Origin of the sequence: Microbacterium rhizosphaerae, assembly GCF_034120055.1 — a bacterium.
Lineage (GTDB): Bacteria > Actinomycetota > Actinomycetes > Actinomycetales > Microbacteriaceae > Microbacterium > Microbacterium rhizosphaerae.
On record NZ_CP139368.1, the window covers coordinates 2,335,135 to 2,355,194 of the forward strand.

At 70.6% G+C, this 20,060-nt stretch carries 23 protein-coding genes; 3 read left to right on the top strand and 20 right to left on the bottom strand.

Annotated features, from left to right (window positions below):
- Window positions 1-9: 9 nt before the first annotated feature.
- Together SM116_RS10410 and SM116_RS10415 are read right to left on the bottom strand one after the other, a co-directional pair.
- The gene (locus SM116_RS10410; protein WP_320940918.1) at window positions 10-966 is read right to left on the bottom strand and encodes a tetratricopeptide repeat protein; all 957 of its coding nucleotides are present in this window, start codon (window positions 964-966) and stop codon (window positions 10-12) included.
- Window positions 963-2,819 (bottom strand): DUF8094 domain-containing protein, encoded by a 1,857-nt coding sequence (locus tag SM116_RS10415; RefSeq protein WP_320940919.1) that lies wholly within the window; start codon window positions 2,817-2,819, stop codon window positions 963-965. Before SM116_RS10415 ends, SM116_RS10410 begins: the two co-directional genes overlap by 4 nt.
- Window positions 2,820-2,985: 166 nt before the next feature.
- Here SM116_RS10415 and SM116_RS10420 point away from each other — a divergent pair, with 166 nt between their 5' ends.
- Entirely contained in the window at window positions 2,986-4,050 is a 1,065-nt protein-coding gene (locus SM116_RS10420; protein WP_320940920.1) for an AI-2E family transporter, read from the top strand.
- On the opposite strand, the gene SM116_RS10425 is transcribed toward SM116_RS10420, so the two are convergent.
- The 9 genes from SM116_RS10425 to rpsB all read right to left on the bottom strand — a co-directional run bounded on the left by SM116_RS10425 (window position 4,051) and on the right by rpsB (window position 11,032).
- Window positions 4,051-4,764 carry an alpha/beta hydrolase gene (locus SM116_RS10425; protein ID WP_320940921.1) on the bottom strand — a complete coding sequence of 238 codons (714 nt, stop codon included), beginning with the start codon at window positions 4,762-4,764 and terminating at the stop codon, window positions 4,051-4,053.
- Window positions 4,765-4,766: 2 nt separating this feature from the next.
- Complete coding sequence (locus tag SM116_RS10430; protein WP_320940922.1) at window positions 4,767-5,051, bottom strand: hypothetical protein; 285 nt, start codon at window positions 5,049-5,051, stop codon at window positions 4,767-4,769.
- Between the two features lie 3 nt (window positions 5,052-5,054).
- Window positions 5,055-5,642 carry an aggregation-promoting factor C-terminal-like domain-containing protein gene (locus tag SM116_RS10435; RefSeq protein ID WP_320940923.1) on the bottom strand — a complete coding sequence of 196 codons (588 nt, stop codon included), beginning with the start codon at window positions 5,640-5,642 and terminating at the stop codon, window positions 5,055-5,057.
- A gap of 228 nt (window positions 5,643-5,870) precedes the next feature.
- Window positions 5,871-6,437, bottom strand: coding sequence for a DivIVA domain-containing protein (locus tag SM116_RS10440; protein ID WP_320940924.1), 567 nt, complete (start codon window positions 6,435-6,437; stop codon window positions 5,871-5,873).
- On the bottom strand, window positions 6,434-7,651 hold the full coding sequence (locus SM116_RS10445; RefSeq protein ID WP_320940925.1) for a phosphatidate cytidylyltransferase: 1,218 nt from the start codon (window positions 7,649-7,651) through the stop codon (window positions 6,434-6,436). The genes SM116_RS10440 and SM116_RS10445 overlap by 4 nt, the downstream gene beginning before the upstream one ends.
- A gap of 9 nt (window positions 7,652-7,660) precedes the next feature.
- Window positions 7,661-8,215 carry a ribosome recycling factor gene (frr, locus tag SM116_RS10450; protein ID WP_320940926.1) on the bottom strand — a complete coding sequence of 185 codons (555 nt, stop codon included), beginning with the start codon at window positions 8,213-8,215 and terminating at the stop codon, window positions 7,661-7,663.
- Window positions 8,216-8,304: 89 nt separating this feature from the next.
- On the bottom strand, window positions 8,305-9,024 hold the full coding sequence (gene pyrH / locus SM116_RS10455) for a UMP kinase (protein WP_320940927.1): 720 nt from the start codon (window positions 9,022-9,024) through the stop codon (window positions 8,305-8,307).
- A 78-nt stretch (window positions 9,025-9,102) separates the two neighbouring features.
- A complete protein-coding gene (gene tsf / locus SM116_RS10460; protein WP_320940928.1) occupies window positions 9,103-9,930 on the bottom strand; it encodes a translation elongation factor Ts in 828 nt (275 codons plus the stop codon).
- 97 nt (window positions 9,931-10,027) lie between these two features.
- A complete protein-coding gene (gene rpsB, locus SM116_RS10465; RefSeq protein ID WP_320940929.1) occupies window positions 10,028-11,032 on the bottom strand; it encodes a 30S ribosomal protein S2 in 1,005 nt (334 codons plus the stop codon).
- A 219-nt stretch (window positions 11,033-11,251) separates the two neighbouring features.
- Here rpsB and SM116_RS10470 point away from each other — a divergent pair, with 219 nt between their 5' ends.
- Window positions 11,252-11,881, top strand: coding sequence for a murein hydrolase activator EnvC family protein (locus SM116_RS10470; RefSeq protein ID WP_320940930.1), 630 nt, complete (start codon window positions 11,252-11,254; stop codon window positions 11,879-11,881).
- 8 nt (window positions 11,882-11,889) lie between these two features.
- Here SM116_RS10470 and SM116_RS10475 read toward each other — a convergent pair whose 3' ends face one another.
- From SM116_RS10475 to SM116_RS10515, 9 genes are all read right to left on the bottom strand, one after another.
- Window positions 11,890-12,807, bottom strand: coding sequence for a tyrosine recombinase XerC (locus SM116_RS10475; RefSeq protein WP_320940931.1), 918 nt, complete (start codon window positions 12,805-12,807; stop codon window positions 11,890-11,892).
- Window positions 12,808-12,929: 122 nt separating this feature from the next.
- Window positions 12,930-14,159, bottom strand: coding sequence for a DNA-processing protein DprA (gene dprA / locus SM116_RS10480; protein ID WP_320940932.1), 1,230 nt, complete (start codon window positions 14,157-14,159; stop codon window positions 12,930-12,932).
- Window positions 14,156-15,688, bottom strand: coding sequence for a YifB family Mg chelatase-like AAA ATPase (locus tag SM116_RS10485; RefSeq protein ID WP_320940933.1), 1,533 nt, complete (start codon window positions 15,686-15,688; stop codon window positions 14,156-14,158). The genes dprA and SM116_RS10485 overlap by 4 nt, the downstream gene beginning before the upstream one ends.
- Window positions 15,685-16,041, bottom strand: coding sequence for a YraN family protein (locus SM116_RS10490; protein ID WP_320940934.1), 357 nt, complete (start codon window positions 16,039-16,041; stop codon window positions 15,685-15,687). The genes SM116_RS10485 and SM116_RS10490 overlap by 4 nt, the downstream gene beginning before the upstream one ends.
- Window positions 16,042-16,133: 92 nt before the next feature.
- Window positions 16,134-16,454 (bottom strand): DUF2469 family protein, encoded by a 321-nt coding sequence (locus SM116_RS10495; protein WP_320940935.1) that lies wholly within the window; start codon window positions 16,452-16,454, stop codon window positions 16,134-16,136.
- A gap of 58 nt (window positions 16,455-16,512) precedes the next feature.
- On the bottom strand, window positions 16,513-17,172 hold the full coding sequence (gene rnhB, locus SM116_RS10500) for a ribonuclease HII (protein WP_320944154.1): 660 nt from the start codon (window positions 17,170-17,172) through the stop codon (window positions 16,513-16,515).
- 15 nt (window positions 17,173-17,187) lie between these two features.
- Window positions 17,188-17,970 (bottom strand): signal peptidase I, encoded by a 783-nt coding sequence (lepB, locus tag SM116_RS10505; protein WP_320940936.1) that lies wholly within the window; start codon window positions 17,968-17,970, stop codon window positions 17,188-17,190.
- 156 nt (window positions 17,971-18,126) lie between these two features.
- Window positions 18,127-18,477, bottom strand: coding sequence for a 50S ribosomal protein L19 (rplS, locus tag SM116_RS10510; RefSeq protein ID WP_320940937.1), 351 nt, complete (start codon window positions 18,475-18,477; stop codon window positions 18,127-18,129).
- A 167-nt stretch (window positions 18,478-18,644) separates the two neighbouring features.
- Complete coding sequence (locus tag SM116_RS10515) at window positions 18,645-19,151, bottom strand: MFS transporter permease (RefSeq protein ID WP_320940938.1); 507 nt, start codon at window positions 19,149-19,151, stop codon at window positions 18,645-18,647.
- Between the two features lie 117 nt (window positions 19,152-19,268).
- Between SM116_RS10515 and map the strand changes: the two genes are divergently transcribed.
- On the top strand, window positions 19,269-20,051 hold the full coding sequence (gene map / locus SM116_RS10520; protein ID WP_320940939.1) for a type I methionyl aminopeptidase: 783 nt from the start codon (window positions 19,269-19,271) through the stop codon (window positions 20,049-20,051).
- The last annotated feature ends 9 nt before the right edge of the window (window positions 20,052-20,060 follow it).

Genomic DNA, 20,060 nt, shown 5'->3' on the forward strand with positions numbered 1-20,060 from the left:
GAGCGACGATCAGAAGAGCAGGCTGGCCAGGCGCGCCCGCGCGCGGATGACGCGCGGGTCGCCGTCGCCGACGAGCGTGAACAGCTCGAGCAGGCGCTCGCGCACCGGGCCGCGCTCGGCCGGGTCGAGTCCGGCGAACAGCTCGAGCAGGCGGTCGAACGCGTCGTCGACGTGCCCGCCGGACAGATCCAGGTCGGCGACGAGGAACTGGGCCTCCCTGTCCGTGGGCTTCGCCGCCGCGGCGTCGCGTGCCTGCTGCAGATCCGCATCCTGGACGCGCTGGAGCAGGCGCACCTGACCGAGGCCCGTCCGGGCGTCGGTGTCGCGCGGGTTCTCGGCGAGGGCCTTCTCGTACGCGGCGACGGCGCGATCGTAATCGCCGGCCTCGATGGCGTCGAACGCCTCGGCGTGCAGCGGCGGCAGCGGAGGCTCGGCATCCATGGCGTCCACGGCACCCTGCTCGGCGCCGTGGACGGCGACGGTCCCCGTCACGCCGTTCTGAGCCGCCACCTGCAGCAGCTGGGCGAAGACCTCGCGCACCTGCTGCTCCGGGACGGCGCCGGTGAACAGCGGCACGGGCTGGCCGCCGACGAGTGCGACCACCATCGGGATCGACTGCGCCCGGAACGCCTGCGAGAGCTGCGGGTTGGCGTCGACGTCGACCTTGGCGAGCAGCAGGCGCCCACCGAGCTCCCGGACGACCCGCTCCAGGACGGGGCTCAGCTGCTTGCACGGTCCGCACCACTCGGCCCACAGGTCGACGACCACCGGCACGGTCCGCGACAGCTCGAGGATCTGGCCGAACGTCTCGTCCGTGACGTCGACCACGAGAGACGGCACGACGGCGGTGCCGGCTCCCCCGGGTTCGGCTCCTCCCGCGGGCGCGGCGGGCGGCTGCGGGCGGTTGCGGAGTGCGGAGAGGTCGACGGCGCCGCGCATCACGGCACCGGAAGCGGCATCGGTCATTTGATCACCTGTGCGTCGTGGATGTTGCTGGTGTACCCGAGCAGACGGATCTGGTCGGTCGATCCCTGCGCCGGCACATAGAAGAACAGCTGGTCGCTGTACGTGGTGGAGTACCCGGTGGACGAGCTGTCGCCCGCGAGAGCCTTCGTCGCGCCGCTCGCCTTGATCTGCGCGCCGTCCTGCGTCGGCTTGACGTTCTCGCTCTCGTCGACGTTCACGGCGACGATGGCGCCGCTGGCCAGGGTGGCCAGCGCCACCGGCGGCTGGTCGCCCGCGGTGACCGTGAACGACATCTGGCCGGTCTGGGCCCCGGTCTTGTTGAAGTCGTCCAGGCGCTGCTTGCGGTTCGCGTCGACGGCGGCGCGCAGCTTGTCGGTCTCGCTGTCGAACGTCGACGCGTAGGTGCTCTTGTCACCGTTGGTGAGAAGATCCGCGTAGGCCGTGGCGAGCTCACCCGGCTCCATGAGCAGGAACGGCGAGTCTGGCTGCACCTGGGGGGCTCCGACGTAGACGGGCGCGACCTTGGGCAGCTGCGCCGCCGGCTCCATCGCCGCAGCGTACGTCAGCTTGTACTCCGACCACGGATCCTGCTGCGTCATGGTCATCATCGTCGGCGCGACCTTCTTGTCGGTCGGGTCGCTCACCACGGCGAGCACCGTGCGCGGCCACCCGTTGTAGGACTGGGGAAGGATCACCTTGAGCGGCTGGGAGGGGATCGCCGGCAGCGCCTTGTAGTCGGCGATCTTGGCGCGCAACGTGTAGTTCGTCACGCGCTCCGCCAGCATCGCACCGTCCAGGCGGGTCGCGGCGATCGTGTCGTCCTTCTTGTCGTCGGCCTGAGCGACGGTCTTCGAGATGCGGGTCAGGATGCGTCCCGCCTGCCCCTCGGTCACCGCCGGCAGCTGCTGGCCCTCCGGAACGATCACCGAGGTGCTGGGGGTCGGCGTCGGCGAGCCGGTGAACTGGGCCCACGCGTCCGCCGAGCAGCCCGTGAACGCCAGCGCCGAGACGGCGATGACGGGCAGGATCGCGAACGCGCGCCGGCTGGAGAGCGCGCGGCTGTCGCCGGTCTTCCCGGCGCTGATGACGCCCTTGTCGCCCTGCAGCTCGGACAGGTCGATGGGCTCGGTCACGGGGAGCGGAGGCAGCGCCTTCCGGCGGGGACCCCGCGAACGCCGCATATGACGGATGGCCAGGATGTACAGCAGCACGCCGACCGCCATGAGGATGGCGCCGCCCACGATGAGCGGGCCGGCCCATGGCGTGGAGGTCTGGAGCGGCCACGAGATCGAGATCGTGCTCGGTGCCGGCTTCGTGCCGTCGGTCGCGACGAGGACGCTCGTGCCCGCGGGCAGGTCCATGGGCGCGATCAGGACGCCATCCTGCTGGAACTCGTCGAGCCACAGGTCGGAGCCCGCCGGGCTGTGCGACGGCGCCGTGGGCGCCGCCGCGTCTCCGCCGCCGTCGCCGCCGCCGCTCGCGTCGCCGCCACCGCTGGAGTCTCCACCGCTGCCGTCGGAGCTGGTCACGCTCGGAGCGACCGGCGTGGTCGTCAGCTTGCCGGTCTTGGTCACGGAGACCTCGTCGTAGGACGTGTCCGCGAGCCACGCCTTGAGGTCGGATGTCCGGGCATAGGAGGCGAACAGCGTGCCGCTCCCCTGCGCACGCAGGGTCTGCGTACCTTCGCGCGAGTTCAGCACCGCGCCGTCGATGAGCACGAACGGCGCCTTCGAACCCGCCGGGACCGACGCGCTGGTGCTGGTCGGGCCTTGGAACACGGTTCGCTGGGCGATTCCGGCACCGATCATGAGCGCGGCCAGAACGAACGCCGCTACGGCCCAAACGAAACGCACGAAACCACATCCTCCAGTGCCCGCGCTCGGGCGCGCAGGGCTGTCAGCCGACGTTTCAGGTTATCGAAGACGACCTGAATGTCACGTGGGAGCATGCCCCTCCCGGGATTCGCGGACCTTGTCAGTATCCTGACGGAACACGCACCCCGCCGCAGAAGGATGCCCCGTGAAGCTCCAGAGTCCGTTCCGCACCGCTTTCCTGGCGACGCTCGGGGTCGGTCTGGGGCTCCTGCTCATCGGCAGCGTCCAGAACCTGTCGACGATCCTGCTGTACGTCGGGACCGCCCTGTTCCTGTCGCTCGGTCTCGAGCCGATCGTCGCCTTCTTCGAGCGGCGGAAGCTGAAGCGCTGGCTCGCCGTCCTCATCACGATCCTGATCGTCCTCGCCGTGTTCGCGGGCATCGTCCTGATGATCGTGCCGATCATCGTCGGCCAGATCAGCCAGCTCGTCACGACGATCCAGCATCTCATCGCGCACGGCGGATTCGACCCCGTACACGCGATCCGGACGTGGCTGCACGCGACCTTCCCCGCCCTCAATGTCGACCAGCTGTTCACCTACATCGAGAACTGGTACAACTCGCTCGACCTCGCGAAGCTCGGCGAGCAGATCGGAACCGGCATCATCGCCGTCGGCGGCGCCGTCATCGCGGGGATGGCGGGGGCGTTCATCGTCATCATCCTGACGATCTACTTCACCGCATCCACCCCCTCGCTGAAGACCGCGGTGTATCAGCTGGTTCCGGCGTCCAAGCGCGAGCGATTCGTCGACCTCGCCGAGCAGATCATCGGCTCGGTCGGCTACTACGTCATGGGCCAGGTGACCCTCGGGGTGATCAACGGCGTCCTGAGCGCGATCTTCCTGACCATCATCCAGGCGCCGTTCCCCGCCGTGCTCACGGTCATCGCGTTCTTCTTCTCGCTGATCCCGCTGGTCGGCACGATCACGGGCTCGACGATCATCGTGCTGACGTGCCTCGGGTTCGGCTCCCCCACCACGGCGCTCATCGCGGCGATCTACTACATCGTCTACATGCAGATCGAGGCCTACGTGATCTCGCCGCGCATCATGAACCGCGCGGTGTCGGTACCGGGCGCGGTCGTCGTCGTCGCCGCCCTCGCCGGAGGATCCCTCCTCGGCCTCCTGGGCGCCCTGGTGGCGATCCCGGTGGCGGCGAGCATCCTGATCATCTACCGGCAGGTCGTGATCCCGCGCCAGAACGAGCGGTAGTCAAGACTCGTCCCATTCGGTCGGAAGGGGGCGGGCGGCCGGGTTCATGGCGGCCACGACCTCGTCGAGCACGCGCCGGGTCTGGTTCTCGCCGACCCACAGATGCTTGCCGCCGGCCACCGGGACGACGCGGATGTTCGGGGCGACGGCGAAGCGCTCGGCCGCGGCATCGGGCTGCAGGTAGTCGTCGAACTCGGGGATGAGCGCCACCACCGGTCGCGGGTCGTCCGCCCACGCGGCGAGCTCGTCGGCGCTCGTCCGGTGCAGCGGGGGCGAGAGCAGGATGACCCCCTCGGCGCCGTGATCGCGCCCGTACTTAAGGGCGAGCTCGGTTCCGAACGACCAGCCGAGCAGCCACGGATGCGGCAGCCCGCGATCGATCACGAAATCCATGGCCGCGGCCACGTCGAACGCCTCGGTCCGGCCGCCGTCGAAGGCGCCCTCGCTCGTTCCGCGCGGCGACGATGTGCCGCGCGTGTTGAAGCGCAGCACCGCGATCCCGGCGAGCGCCGGCAGACGTCCCGCGGCCTTGCGCAGGATGTGCGAGTCCATGAATCCGCCCGCGGTGGGAAGGGGGTGCAGCGTCACCAGCGTCGCCACGGGCGCACGGTCGACAGGCAGCGCCAGCTCGCCGACGAGCGTCAAGCCGTCGAACGTGTGCAGCTCGATGTCCTCCCGGACGGCCGGCAGCAGGACAGGACCACGGATCTCCACGTTCAGAACACCTTCCAGCAATGCGAATGCCAGTGCCGACGCGCGGCGAGGTCCGCGGCATCGCCGAGCACGCCGTCCGCCCGCCACGCGACGAGGTGGGCGGTGCCGGGCTCGATGGTGCGGCCGCATCCCGGACACGTGTACGACTTGACCGCCTGCGCCGCGCTGACCGGCTGCACCGTCCACTCGGCCCCGCGCTTGATCACGGTGCGCTTGAAGCCGGCGATCATCCGGTCGAGCGAGCCGTCATCCTGCGGATCGGGCCGCCGGCGATTGGCCCGCGGCACGACTCAATACCAGCCGGTGCTCTGCGAGTGGCCCCACGCGCCGCACGGTGTGCCGTAGCGGCCCGTGATGTAGCCGAGGCCCCACGCGATCTGGGTCGCGGGGTTCGTCTGCCAGTCGGCACCGTAGGCCGCCATCTTGCTTCCCGGCAGCGCCTGCGGGATGCCGTAGGCGCCGCTCGAATTGTAGGCGTTGACGCGCCATCCCGACTCCCGGTTCCACAGCGCGACGAGACACGCGAACTGGTCGTCGCCCATGCCTCGGGCCTGGAGCATCTGGCGGGCGATGGCCTGAGCGCTCCCCGGGTTCGGCACCACGAACGGCGCCTTCCACGCGGTGGATGCGGTCGAGGCGGACGCGGTCTGCGTCGGCTTGGGCTTCGGCGGCACGTACACCGAGTAGCTGTCGCGCTGAAGTGTGTCGGTGCCGGCGGCGGCGTCGGCAGCGACGAGGGTCTGCGCGTTGTGGAGCGTCGATGTGTAGAGCGTCACGGGGGTGACCGCGGCCTCGGCATGGGGCGTCAGCGCCGCGCCGAGAGGACCGACGTAGGCGGCGACGAATCCGACCGCGGCGATCGCCGCGAAACCCGTCATGACACCGCGACGTCGCGACCACCTGGTCGGCTTTCGGGCCGGGGCGGGCGCCGCCTTCAAGGCCGGGGCGACCGTCTGGGCGGTCTTGGCCGCATGACGCAGCGTCCGCCGGGATGTTTCGGGAGTCATCTCGTTGCCGGAAGTCACAGTGTTGCGAGTCTAGCGAGCCGAACGCGGGGACGCCATCCGACGGCGCGCCGTGTCGCAGGACGACGCATCGGGGACCGCTCAGGCGACGGCGAGCATGACGTCGACGACGGCGTCGAGGACCGCATCCACCTGCACCTCGCTGTATCCGCCGCGCTGCATGCGGAAGGCGACCGAGCGCACCTGATCGGCGGACACCGGCGCGCCGGACGTGAAGTACCCCGCGATCCTGTCGGCGACGATGTCGACCTCGTCGATCCGGTAGCCCCACCGTCCGAACCCGACGCGGTCGAACCGCTCCTTCTTGGGCCGGCTCAGGCGATCGAGGATCACCTGAGCCTGCTCACGCGTCGAGTCCAGCCACGCGGCGGTGCCGCCCTCCGCGATCGCCTGCTCCCGCTGCCGGGACGCGAAGGCGTTCTCGATGCGCGCCAGCGCCGTGTCCACCGCCACGACCGAGTACCCGCGGCGGACCATCGGGAACGACACCGCCCGGATCGTCGCAGCGTTGACCGTGCCTTGCTCGCCGGCCTCGAAGGCGGCGCGCGCACGGATGAGGAAGGCGTCGACCGCGCGACGCTCATACCCCTTCGCGCGTCCCCTCTCGAGCGGGAAGAGCGGGGCGGATGTCGTGTCGTGAGAGGTCATGCGTGCACCAACGGGGAGAGGAGGTAGAAGAGCGCCAGAACGGCGACACCGGACGGAAGGATCGAGTCGAGACGGTCGAGGACTCCCCCGTGGCCGGGCAGCCACGAGCTCATGTCTTTGATGCCGAGGTCGCGCTTGATCATGGACTCGCCGAGATCGCCGATCGTGGCGGTCGCGAGGATGACGGCGCCGAAGACGAGTCCGGCCCACACGGGGATGTCGAGCATGAACAACGCGAGGAGGACGCCCGCCACCAGCACGCCGACCGCTGCGCCGGCGAAGCCTTCCCATGTCTTCTTGGGGCTGATTCGCGGGGCCATGGGGTGTCTGCCGAGGGTCAGGCCGGTCGCGTAGGCGGCCGTGTCCGCGACGACGACGACGATGATGCCGGCGAGCACCCACCACTGCCCGGTCTGCTCGCGCAGCAGGATCACCCCGAGGCTCCCGAGGAAGGGCACATAGAGGAACGCGAAGACGCCGATCAGGATGTCGTCGAGCACGTCGCCGTACGTCCGGCCGTCGCGAGCCGCCATCTGCCCGATCGCGCGCCACACGATGATCAGTGCGATCGCGGCGAACACCACCACCCAGTGCACCCAGTCGGCGAACAGGAAGCCCGCCGCGATCACGCCCGCGCCCGTGATCAGCTGCGGGATGACATCGATCCGGCGCCCTGCGGCCTGCAGGGCACGTGCGAACTCGAAGGCGCCGAGCAGGCACGCCGCCAGTGCGATGAGCGCGAACAGCCACGAGACGAACAGGAGCGACGCGAGGACGACCGCACCGATCCCGAGTCCGATGAGGATGGCGAGGATCAGGTCCCGGCCCGTCCGCTGCTTGATGCGCTCGTTGGCGACCTCGAACTCGGCGCGCGCCTGCGCCATGTGCTGCTCGAACTCGTTGCGCGGGATGCGGACCGCCGGCACGCCGTCCGGCCCCGACGGAGGCGGTGGGGCATCGTCGACGTCGCGAGGCTCGGCCTCGTCCTTCGACGGCGGCGCGGTCTCGTCTGCTCCCGCGGCGACCGGCTGCGGCAGCGGCGGCAGCGGCGGAAGGGGTGGCACGGCAGGAGGTGGTGGCACGGCGGGAGGCGGTGGCACGGCGGGAAGGGCGGTCGATCCGGTGTCCGGGCGCTGCGACCGATCCCGTTTGCGATGGGACGGCGCGTGCGCACCCTCCTCGCCGGGTGTGCGGTCAGCGGGAGCATCGGTCATCGGCGCGCCTCAGACCTCCAGCAGTTCGGCTTCTTTGCGCTTGAGCGCCTCGTCGATCTCGTCGACGTGGGAGCGGGTGACGGCGTCGAGCTCTTTCTCGGCACGCGTCAGCTCGTCGTCGCCGACCTCGCCCTTCAGCGCATCGAGGTCGTCCTTCGCCTTGCGACGGATGCCACGCACGTGCACCTTCGCGTCCTCGCCCTTGCTCCGGACGATCTTCACGAACTCCTTGCGGCGCTCCGCGGTGAGCTCCGGAAGCGTGACGCGCACGAGGGCGCCGTCGTTCGTGGGGTTCGCACCGAGGTTCGGCATGTCGCGGATCGCCTGCTCGATCGCCTTCAGCGCCGACTTGTCGTACGGGTTGACGACGAGCGTGCGCGCCTCGGGGTTGCTCAGGGAGGCGAGCTGCGCCAGCGGTGTCGGCGAGCCGTAGTAGTCGACCATGACCTTCTGGAACATCTGCGGGTTCGCGCGGCCCGTGCGGACGGTCGCGAAGTCCTCCTTCGCGGCCTCCACTGCCCGATCCATGCGGGTTGCGGTCTCGGACAGGACGTCGGCGATCACGGGGGCTCCATTCGATCCAGAGGTTCACATCAGTCTAGTCGGCGCGCCCCGCGCGGCCGCGGACGGCGGTCGCCGCGTCACGCGGTCGATCAGGCGGTGACGAGCGTCCCGATGCGCTCGCCGAGCAGCGCCCGCGTGACGTTGCCCGCGGGCTCCATGCCGAACACGCGCATATCCATCTTGTTGTCCATGCACAGGCTGAACGCGGTCGAGTCGACGACGCGGAGACCGCGCTGAAGGGCCTCGAGGTAGGTGATCGTATCGATCTTCGTGGCGGATGCATCCGTCTTCGGGTCGGCCGTGTACACGCCGTCGACGCCGTTCTTGGCGACGAGGACCTCGTCGGCGTCGATCTCGAGGGCCCGCTGCGCGGCGACCGTGTCGGTCGAGAAGTACGGGAGTCCGGCGCCCGCGCCGAAGATGACGACGCGGCCCTTCTCCATGTGACGTTCGGCGCGGCGCGGGATATACGGCTCGGCGACCTGCGTCATGGAGATGGCGGACTGCACGCGGGTCGCGGCACCCGCCTGCTCGAGGAAGTCCTGAAGGGCGAGCGCGTTCATGACGGTGCCGAGCATGCCCATGTAGTCGGCACGCCCCCGGTCCATGCCGCGCTGCTGCAGTTCGGCGCCGCGGAAGAAGTTCCCGCCGCCGACCACGATGGCGATCTCGACCTGATCGACCGCGGCCGCGATCTCACGCGCGATCTGACCGACGACATCGGGGTTCACGCCCAGCTGTCCGGCCCCGAAGGCTTCGCCGGAGAGCTTCAGGAGGACGCGGCGGCGCCCGGTGTTCTCGGTGATCACGTGTTGTTCCTCTCGTCGCGAGTCAAAATCTACATGCCAAGGGCCCGCACCGAGCAGGTGCGGGCCCTGGGGGGATGACTACGCGCCGACCTTGAAGCGGGCGAAGTCGGTCACCGTGATGCCGGCGTCCTTCGCGACCTGCGCAACGGACAGCTTGTTGTCCTTCGCGTAGTCCTGGTCGAGCAGAGCGACCTGCTTGAAGAACGCGTTCACGCGACCCTCGACGATCTTCGGGAGCGCGGCCTCCGGCTTGCCCTCGTTGCGCGAGATCTCGGTGACGATCTCGCGCTCCTTCTCCACGTCCGCCTCGGGCACGTCGTCCCGGGAGAGGTAGGTCGGGTTCGCGAACGAGATGTGCTGCGCGATGCTGCGAGCGGTCTCCGCGTCGTCACCCGAGTAGGCGACCACGACGCCGACCTGCGGCGGCAGGTCCTTGCTCGTGCGGTGCAGGTACACCTGGAAGTTGTCACCGGTCAGGGTGCGCACACGGCGCAGCTCGACCTTCTCGCCGAGGATCGCGGCCTCGTCCGAGATGAGCTGGCCGACGGTCTGCGAGCCGGCGGGGGCGTCCAACCCGGCCTCGGCCGAGTCCGCGGCGACCGCGGCGACGGCGTCGGCGACCTTGTCGGCGAGGGCGATGAACTTCTCGTTCTTCGCGACGAAGTCGGTCTCGGTGTTCAGCTCGATGAGCGTGACCTTGCCGTCGCTCTCGCGGGCGGCGACCAGACCCTCGCTCGTCGAGCGGTCGGCACGCTTCGCGTTGCCCTTCGCGCCCTTGAGGCGGAGGATCTCGACGGCCTTGTCCATGTCGCCGTCGGCCTCTTCGAGGGCCTTCTTCGTGTCGACCATGCCCGTGCCGAGCTGCTCGCGGAGAGCCTTGATGTCGGCGATGGTGAAGTTTGCCATGGGTGGCGGCTCCTTGTTCGTGTCAGTTCTCATGGATGCCGCGGCGGAGCCGTCCTGAGACGACTCCGCCGGGCGAAAGACGGGTTGAGGGGTTCGATCAGGCCTCGGTGCTCTCGGCCTCGGCGGCGAGCTCCTCGGCGACGATCTCGTCGGCGATGGCCTCGGCAGCGAGCTCCTCGGCGATCTCCTCCGCCACGACCGCCTCGACGGCCAGCTCCTCGGCGGCCTCCTCGTCGCCCGCCTCGGCGGCGGCGATGGCCTCGGCGGCCAGCTCCTCGGCGACCTCTTCGGCCACGACGGCCTCGGTGGCGAGCTCGACGGCGTCGGCCTCGGCGGCAGCGGCGCCCTGCTCCAGCAGCTCGCGCTCCCACTCGGCCAGCGGCTCGGCCTGGGTCTCGTCGGTGGCCGGCTGGTGGCGCTGGATGAGGCCCTCGGCGGCGGCGTCGGCGATGATGCGGGTCAGCAGCGAGACGGAGCGGATCGCGTCGTCGTTGCCGGGGATCGGGTACTGGAACTCGTCCGGGTCGGCGTTCGTGTCGAGGATGCCGATCACGGGGATGCCGAGCTTCTTGGCCTCGTCGATGGCGAGGTGCTCGCGCTTGGCGTCGACGACCCACAGTGCCGAGGGGGTCTTCTGCAGGTTGCGGATGCCGCCGAGCGACTTGTGCAGCTTGTCGAGCTCACGACGCTTGAGCAGGAGCTCCTTCTTGGTGAAGCCGCTCGCAGCCGGGTCTTCGAAGTCGAGCTCCTCGAGCTCCTTCATGCGCGCGAGGCGCTTGCTGACCGTGCTGAAGTTGGTGAGCAGACCACCGAGCCAGCGCTGGTTGACGTACGGCTGGCCCACGCGGGTCGCCTGCTCCGCGAGCACCTCCTGCGCCTGCTTCTTCGTGCCGACGAAGAGGATGGTGCCACCGTGGGCGACCGTCTCCTTGACGAACTCGTAGGCCTTGTCGATGTAGGCCAGCGACTGCTGGAGGTCGATGATGTGGATGCCGCTGCGCTCCGTGAGGATGAAGCGCTTGACCTTCGGGTTCCACCGGCGGGTCTGGTGTCCGAAGTGGACGCCGCTGTCGAGCAGCTGGCGAATGGTGACGACGGCCATGGCCGTTCTCCTGTTCCGGCGCCTCGCGGCGCCCTGTTCGGTTCTTCGCGACGATCGGCGATCGCCACGCCTGGCGCCCGGCGCACTCCCACCCGCAGCAATGCTGGGGACCGTGGGGAGTGGATGCCGTCCGATGCGGGTTCCGCTCGGACTCTGGGCACGCGGAGTCACCCCGACGAGCGGGATGCACGACAAGTGTATCAGTCGAGGGTGGCGGGCATGATTCTCTCCACTTCCCTGGTCGCGTGCTCCGCATCCACCGCTCGCGAGCGGACGGATCCGTCCCCGGCCGGCGACGAGGAGGATCGCGTGATGACACCGCTCGTCCGAGGCCTCGTCCTCGCCGTCGTCACGATCGGACTGGTCGCCGTTCCCGGCGGTGCGGCGGCATCGTCGGCCGCGATGGCAGCGCGGGCGCCGTCCGGCGGTCCCACGGCGCACGGATGGCTCTGGCCTGTACACGGTGCGCGGATCGCAACGCCCTACGCCGCGCCCGCGCAGGCGTACGGTCCCGGTCACCGCGGTGTCGACCTCGAGCCGCGGGGCGGCGACGCACACGTCCGGAGCCCGGCGGACGGCGTCGTGGCGTTCTCCGGCATGATCGCGGGGCGAGGGATCCTGACGATCGACCACGGCGGCGGGCTCGTCACCACCCTCGAGCCGATCACGTCGGAGCTCCACCCGGGGGACGCCGTGAGCGGCGGCGAAGAGGTCGGTGAGATCTCGCTGGGCGGGCATGCGCCCGCGGCGGCGATCCACTTCGGAGTGCGGCTGAACGGCGAGTACATCAATCCCCTGCTGCTGCTGGGAGGCGTGCCGAGGGCGATCCTGCTGCCTTGCTGCGAGTAGTGGCGCCGTCAGGCCCGCGGATGCGCGAGCTTGTAGGCGGCGGCAAGCCGCTCGCTCGAGACGTGGGTGTAGATCTGCGTGGTGCCGAGGCTCGCGTGTCCGAGCAGTTCCTGCACGCTCCTGAGGTCGGCGCCGCCGTCGAGCAGGTGGGTGGCCGCCGAGTGGCGCAGCAGGTGCGGACCGACGGCGGCCGATCCGACGACGGGACCGATCACGCGCGTGACGAGGTCGTAGACGGCCCGCGGTGACATGCGGCGGCCGCGCGCTCCGAGGAACAGCGCTCGCCCGTCCGTGCGCCGCACGTCGCCCTCGACGCGGGCGGCGAGCGTCGGTCGCCCTCGCGCGAGATACGCGTCGAGCGCCTGGGCTGCCGGCATCCCGTACGGCACGACCCTTTCCTTCGAACCCTTGCCGAGCACCCGCGCCGTGGCGCGCCCGCGGTCGAGGTCGTCGATATCGAGACCGCAGAGCTCCGAGACGCGCACTCCCGTGGCATACAGCAGCTCGAGGATCGCGTGATCGCGCAGGGCGACCGCATCCCCGTCCTGCGCCGTGCGGGCGAGCGCGTCGAGTGCGGCGCCGACTCCCTCGGTCGTGGCGACCTTGGGCAGCGGCCGGCTGCGCTTCGGTGCGACGAGTCGGAGAGAGGGATCGGATGCCAGGAGCTCCTGTTCGAGGGCCCAGCCGAAGAAACCCCGTGCGGCCGCAGCGCGGCGCGCGATGGACGAGCGCGCGTCGCCGTGCTTCGCGCGCTCCCAGAGCCAGGACCGCAGGTGCTCGAGGTCGATGTCCTCCAGCGGAACCCCCGCTGTCGCCGCGGCCAGGCCCGCGAGGTCGGATCGATACGCCCGAACGGTCGCGGGCGACAGGCGCCGCACGTCGGCGAGATACGCCGTGTAGCGGTCGACGGCGGCCATGAGCTCCATGGGTCCATCCTGCGACCCGCCCGCCGGGTGCGCGGCGGGGCGCGCGGCGATTCCCCGGCCTGATGAGGCCCTCCGTCGAGCACCGTGCCGTCGCCGCGGCGGCCGAGCGGACCACGCATCGCTCAACCGCTCGGGACGAGCCTCCGCCAGCCGGCGGCATCCGCCTCGGCTTCCCCGTCCAGGCGCATGAGGCCGAGATGCAGCGTGACGTCGTCTACCGCCATGCCGCTGCGCCGCGCGATCTCGTCCACCGTGCGACCATTGCGCAAGCTCAGCGCGTCGCCGACGCGAGTCCTGTCGTCCGTCCGCGGCCGCCGATCCCCGGCGGAGGGGGTCTGGCCCGAGCCGTCCGGGGACGGCATCAGGAATAGCCCGTCGCCCTCGAGCAGCTCGAGGACGTCGCCCGCCCCGGTGATGCATCGCACATCCCTGTCGGAGTCGCGAAGCAGGCGGTGACACCCCGCGGAAGCGGGGCTCGTGACAGGACCCGGGACCGCCCCGACCGCCCGGCACAGATCGGTGGCGTGGTTCACCGTGTTCAGCGCGCCACTGCGCCACCCCGCCTCGACGACCACGGTGGCATCGGAGACCGCCGCGATGAGACGATTCCGTGCCAGGAAGCGCCACTTCGTCGGAGCCCCGCCGCAGGGAACCTCGCTGACCACGACTCCGGATCGCGCGATGCGCTCCAGGAGCTCGAAGTGACCCGCCGGGTACGGTCGCTCGACCCCGCCGGCGAGGAAGGCGGCGGTCACGCCACCTGCATCGAGCGCGGCCCGATGGGCGGCCCCGTCGATGCCGTAGGCCGCCCCGGACACCACCGCGACGCCGCGGCCCGCGAGCTCGGATGCGAGCTCTCGCGCCACGTGCTCCCCGTACGCCGTCGCGGCGCGGGCGCCCACCAGCGCGACCGCGGGGTGCAGCCGGGTCAGCGCTTCGCGCTCGCCGCGGATCCAGAGGCACGCCGGAGCGTTGTCGCCGAGATCGTCGAGGCCCCGGGGCCACCACGGATCGCCGGGGGCGACGAGGCCGACCGCATTCCGGCGGGCGATCTCGAACGGCGCGTCGAGCTCCTCCTGGACGAGCCGCGGACGCCAGCGCTTCACGGCGTCGTGCCAGTCCCTCTCCCTCACCCCCGCGGCCTCGCGGCCGTCGTCGCCGGCGAGCACCAGCTGCAGGGCCGACACCGCGCCGAGCGCTGCGACGAGCGATCCGGCGACGCGGTCCCCCGCTTCGGCGATCGCGCTCCACAGGGCGGCCGCGTAGACCTCCTCGTGATCACGGGAACCCGCAGCGACGAGCGGCGCGACGAGCGAGCGAGCGCGAGAGGAGGAGAAGGTGGGACGGGTCATGTGCGGATTCCCTTCTTGAGGAACAGGGCGCGGCCGATGTCGTCGATCGCGAGTCGGTCGCGGCCGTCGAGCGCAGCGGCGCTCCAGGCGAGGCGCAGGACGCGGTCGTAGCCGCGCAGCGTGAGAGAACCGCGGGCCAGGGCGTTGTCGAGGGGGCGCCGCACCGCGGGCGGCGGCGCGTACGGCCCCTGCCGCAGCCACGTGCCGGAGACGTGGGCGTTCAGGCGCCACGGCGTGTCACGCAGCAGGGAAGCCGTCCGCGCCCGGGCTTCGCTCACCCGATCGCGGGCCGTCGCCGTCGTGACACCGGAGGAGCCGCGCGCCGTGTGCGCGACGGACACGCGGGTCATCGCGAGCTCGATGTCGACGCGGTCGAGCAGTGGTCCGGAGAGCCTGCTGTGGTAACGACGGATGGCGAAGGGCGCGCACGTGCAGCTGCCGCCGCGCACGCCGTAGTCGCCGCACGGACACGGGTTGGTGGCGAGCACCAGCTGGAAGCGAGCCGGGAACTCGGCGCTGAGCCCGGAGCGATGGATGACGATCGACCCGTTCTCGAGGGGCTGCCGGAGCGCGTCGAGCGCGCTGCTCGCGAACTCGCCCGCCTCATCGAGGAACAGGACGCCTTCCGTCGCGCGCGCGATGGCGCCCGGCCGGATGATCTTCGATCCGCCGCCGACGAGAGCGGCGACGCTGGCCGTGTGGTGCGGAGCTTCGAACGGCGGGGTGCGGGAGAGGTCGGTCACGGGATCGCCGGACAGCGACCGGACGGAGGCGACGGCCAGGGCCGCTTCGTCTTCGAGGGGAGGGAGGATGCCGGGCAGGCGCCGAGCCAGCATCGTCTTGCCCGCGCCCGGCGGTCCGCTCATCATGATGTGGTGTCCGCCGGCGGCCGCCACCTGCAGTGCTTCGACGGCCTCGGGCTGCCCGATCACGTCGGCCAGGTCGAGCGATTCGCTCTCCGCGACCGGAACCGGAGCCGCGCCCAGCGCTACGGGCTCGACCTCCGGCACCTCGACGCTCGCACCGTGGAAGCGGGCGGCCTCGGCGAGCGACCCGGCGCCGATCACGCGGATGCCGTCCACGAGCTCGGCCTCGCGCCGGTTGGACTCCGGCACCACGACCCTGTCGAATCCCGCCCGCGCGGCCGCCAGAACGGCAGGGAGCACGCCGGGCACCGGGCGCAGGCGCCCGTCGAGGCCGAGCTCGCCCAGGTGGACCGTCGCGGCGACGGAGGCGGCATCCATGATCCCCTCCGTCGCCAGCGATGCGATCGCGATGGCGAGGTCGAAGCCCGACCCCTGCTTGGGCAGGCTCGCCGGCGAGAGGTTCACGGTCAGCCGACGGCGCGGGAGCGGGAGCTCGCTGTTGTCGCAGGCGTTGCGCACGCGCTGCACCGCCTCTCCGAGCGCCTTGTCGGGAAGGCCGATCAGCCGGAAGTCGGGCGTCTGCTTGGTCAGGTCGGCCTCGACCTCGACGATCGCGCCGTCGATTCCGGTCAGAGCGACCGACCAGGTGCGCGCGACGCTCACCACAGATCCTCGAGGTGCACGAGGGCGGCAGACGCCGGATCGGGACCGGTGATCGCGATCGCATCGAGGCGAAGCTCGCCCGCCGATTCGGGATGCGCCTGCCGCCACGCCATGGCGAGCCGCCACAGCCGGGCGCGCTTGCGCGCGTCGACAGCCTCGAGCGGATCGCCGAACAGGTCGCCCCGGCGGGTCTTCACCTCCACGACGGCGATCGCCCCGCCGCGCTCGGCGACGATGTCGATCTCACCGCCACGGGTGCGCCAGTTGCGGTCGAGGATGCGGTAGCCCGTCGCTTCGAGATGCGCGGCTGCGCGGTCCTCGCCCGCGCGCCCCAGGTCGTCCTTCGCTGCCATGACGGCCATGCTGGCCGGTCGGCGACGGGTCGGACCCGCGCGCCGAATCGGATGTCAGCAACCGGCGGCGACCCCGGGACGGGGAGGAGACGTCAGCTGTCGAGCGAGAGCTCTTCAGGCAGGTGGAAGTCACGGCGCGACAGCTCCTCGACGTTGACGTCCTTGAACGTCAGCACCCGCACGGACTTCACGAACCGGTCGGCGCGGTAGATGTCCCACACCCACACGTCGGTCATGGAGATCTCGAAGTAGAAGTCGTGCTCCGTATCGCGGCGGACGACATTGACCTCGTTCGCCAGGTAGAACCGGCGCTCGGTCTCGATCACGTACTGGAACTGCGAGACGACGTCCCGGTACTCCTTGTAGAGCGCCAGCTCGAGTTCACGGTCGTAGTCGTCGAAATCCTCGTCCATGGTCTGTCCATCCTACGGCGACGCGAACGCGCGCGACGCTCCGCACGAGCGCCCGCGCTCAGAACAGCGTGGGCGCATCCGCGATCGCCCAGGATGCCCGGTGGTGGTCGCTGAGCCCGTGCACGCGGATCGCCTCGCGGTGGTCGACGCTGGCGTACCCCTTGTTGCGGTCCCAGCCGTAGACGGGCACGTGGACATGCAGCTCGCGCATGTGATCGTCGCGCGCCACCTTGGCAATGACGGATGCCGCCGCCGCGCTCGCGCAGTCGCGGTCGGCCTTGACGATCGAGTGCACGGTGAGACCGGTCGCGCCGGCCGGGGTGATGTAGTCGTAGTTGCCGTCCAGGAGCACGACGGCGTCCTCGGGGACGACGCCCTGTGCGCGCAGCTCGGCGAGGGCCCGGATCGCCGCGTTGCCGAGGGCCCGCATGATGCCGACCTGGTCGATCTCGGCGGCGCTGGCCCAGCCGACGGCGCTCGCGCCGACCCAGGCGGCCGCGCGCGCGGCGACCTCGGGCCTGCGCATCTCGGGCACGAGCTTCGAATCCCGCAGGCCCGGGGGCACCCGCTTGCGGGCGCGCGCCGCATCCACCGCCGTCGCGCCGACCGCGACAGGACCGGCCAGCGCGCCGCGACCGACCTCGTCGCACGCGATCACGAGCGCGTGCTCGCGCAGCAGGCGCCGCTCGACGGTGAGGCGGGGCTCGACGACGGTCATCATGTCGAGGCCAGCTTAGGGGGACGGCCTCGGGCTCGCACTCGGGGACGGGACGGACGCGAAGACCTCGTGATGGAAGTCGATGAGGCCGAATCTGTCGAACGGCCACGTTATGACGAAGGCGCGGCCGACGACGTTGTCCACGGGGACGAACCCCTTGCCGGGCTGGTCGAGGTGATATCGGGAGTCCTGGGAGCGGTCGCGGTTGTCGCCGAGCACCCACAGGGAGTCCTTCGGCACCACGACATCGAACGGGACCGGCCGCGGCACGGTCTCGCCCGGCGACAGCTTGACGTAGACGGACTCGTCGAGCGGCGTCCCGTTCACGGTGATCTGACCGAGCGCGTTGCAGCAGACGACGTGGTCGCCGGCCACGCCGATGACGCGCTTGATGAGGTGGTCGTCGCTGTCGGGGGCGGAGAGCCCGACGAGCGAGAGCAGCCAGTCCCCCGCCTCCACGATGAACGGACGGGCCGGTGCGGTCGACGGCGGAAGCCAGCCGCCCGGATCGCGGAACACGACGACGTCTCCGCGCTGGTAGCCGCCCACGTGCGGCGTGATCTCATCGACGAGGATGCGGTCCTGGATCTGGAGGGTGTCCTCCATCGACGCCGACGGGATGTAGAACGAGCGGACGAGGAACGTCTTGACGACCAGCGAGACGAGGATCGCGACCGCGACGATGACGACGATGTCGCGCAGGAGCGAGACCCAGCCGCGCTTGCGCACCGCAGCGGAAGACGAGCGGCTCGCCGGTGCGGGCGTCGCGGCGGACTCAGCCGAGTTCTCGGTCGTCATGGCATCCTTCGTGCATGCGGCGGCGGTCGCGCAGCCAGCCTCTCAAGCGTCCCACATCCATCGGCGCGCGACGCACCGCGCCGGCCCCCATCCGGCTGTGAAGCGGCTAGGAACGACGAACGCCCCGGCTGTGCCGGGGCGTTCGTGGAGACCGACTCAGGAGTGGTCGCGCTTCTCCTTGATCTTGGCCTTCTTGCCGCGGAGGCTGCGCAGGTAGTAGAGCTTCGCGCGACGGACGTCACCGCGCGTCACGAGCTCGATGTGGTCGATCACCGGGCTGTGCACCGGGAAGGTACGCTCGACGCCCACCTGGAAGCTGATCTTGCGGACCGTGAAGGTCTCGCGCACACCGTCGCCGGAGCGGCCGATGACGACGCCCTGGAAGACCTGGATGCGGGAGCGGTTGCCCTCGGTGATGTTGACGTGCACCTTGACGGTGTCGCCGGGGGCGAAGTCGGGGATGTCCGAGCGGAGCGAAGCCGCGTCGACGGCGTCGAGGATCTGCATGATCGATCACTTCCTGCACCCGCCACAGGTCGGCTGCGAGATTCGTATGGGAAAGGATTCGTGTGCCCGGCGCCGCCGGCTTCGCCTGGCGGCTGTATTCCCCTGAGGCAGAACCTTTCAGGGCACAAGCATCCATTCTGCCATGGATGCCGCGCACGGCAAAAACGCTACGGAGCCGTCGGCTTCTTGCCCTCGGTGATGACGATGATGTCGGGCTCCGCCCGCAGGTCGTCCGCCGTCGTCGAGGGCCGCTCGGCGGCGATGAAGCCCACGCCGGCGCGGGTGTACTGGACGATGCCCGCGGGCCGGGCCTCGCGCCAGAGCTCCCAGAGGACGAGCCAGAAGAGTCCGACGAAGACGGCGATCGTGAGGACGAACACCGGCGCCCACCATGCGGGGTTGTAGAAGCCGAGGGCGATCGTCAGGCAATGCCAGACCGTGAATCCCAGGACGTCCCACCACGAGATCGCGCGCTGCGCCCGCACCGTGCCCCGCGCACGCACGAGGAGCGTGAGGACGAGCTCGCCGATCAGCACCGACGGGATCGCGAGGAACAGCACCCAGAGGAAGGCCCACCCGCCCGCATTGAAGACGCCCCAGCCGACGAGCAGCCACAGCGGCAGCAGGAAGGCGGCGGGGATCAGCCACCCGAAGAACGCACGCCGCAGCCACATGCCTTAGATGGTACGCCGGACCGGTCCTGCGCGGACCCGGTGCAGCGCGGCGCGGGGCATCCTCACAGCGAGGGGGCATCGCATCCGCGAGAATGAAGACAGAACGGAAGGAAACCGATGATCGAGCTGCGCACCCCCGCCGAGATCGAGCAGATGCGACCCGCGGGCCGCTTCGTGGCCGAGACGCTCGCCACCCTGCGCGACGAGACGAAGGTGGGCACCAATCTGCTCGCGATCGACCGCCGCGCGCACGATCTCATCCGCCGCGCCGGCGCGGAGTCCTGCTACATCGACTACCACCCGTCCTTCGGCGCCAGCCCGTTCGGCAAAGTCATCTGCACCTCCATCAACGACGCGGTGCTGCACGGACTCCCCCACGACTACACGCTGCGCGACGGCGACCTCGTCTCGCTCGACTTCGCGGCGTCGGTGGACGGCTGGGTCGCCGACTCCGCCGTCTCGTTCATCGTCGGCACGCCACGCGACGAAGACCTGCGCCTCATCGACACGACGCAGCGGGCGCTCGCCGCGGCGATCGCCGCCGCCACGGTGGGCCATCGGATCGGAGACCTGTCCGCCGCCATCGCCGCCGTGTCGCACGGCGAGGGCTACGAGATCAACACCGACTTCGGCGGCCACGGCGTCGGCCGGGTCATGCACGGCGACCCGCACGTGCCCAACGACGGCAAGGCCGGGCGCGGCTACCCGCTGCGGGCGGGTCTCGTGCTCGCGCTCGAGCCATGGCTGCTCGCGACGACCGACGAGCTCGTCACCGACCCCGACGGCTGGACGCTGCGGAGCGTGGACGGCTCCCGCGGGGCGCACTCCGAGCACACCGTCGCGATCACCGACGACGGCCCCATCGTCCTCACCGACCGGTCCTGGCTCGGCGTCGACTGACCGTCGCCC